Genomic DNA, 510 nt, shown 5'->3' on the forward strand with positions numbered 1-510 from the left:
TGAGCCCGCGCGACTTCTCCCTTCAGAAATGTCCGATTTCCCGACGACGATGCTGCTGCCCTGGGCGGCAATCTTCGCCGCCGCGCTGCTGGCGTGGTGCCCCCGGCTCAGGTTCGCGAGCCTGATTCTCGGTTTGCTCGGTTATGGCTCGGCGTTCGTGCTCGGTCTGCTCACGCCGCCGGCCTTCGCGTCGCTGGCGGGGCTCGGCATCGCCGCCTACGCCATCGCGCCGGGCCGCGCGTGGCCGCTGCGGATCGCGGCCGGCGTCCTGTTCACCCTGCTCGGGGGCGCGCTGCTGCTGCATCTGGCGCCGGGCTTTCATAACCTGCGGGTGTTGCACGGCGTGCCAATCACGCCCGACGCCGTGCCGTTCACGATGTATCTGAATGCAGACAAGGCGCTGATCGGCCTCTGGCTGCTGTGGGTGCTGCCCTCGGCCGTCCGGCCGGCGCGCTGGGTCAAGGCCGCGCCGATCGGCGCGGCGGCCGCCGCAGGCGTATTGCTGATCAG

General features: G+C 70.4%; 1 pseudogene. It reads left to right on the forward strand.

Annotation, left to right across the window (positions count from 1 at the left end):
• Nucleotides 1–28 precede the first annotated feature (28 nt).
• Nucleotides 29–510: pseudogene (locus ACYP33_RS31950) on the forward strand (CPBP family intramembrane glutamate endopeptidase); the annotation flags it as partial.

Source organism: Burkholderia sp. 3C (genome assembly GCF_054589155.1).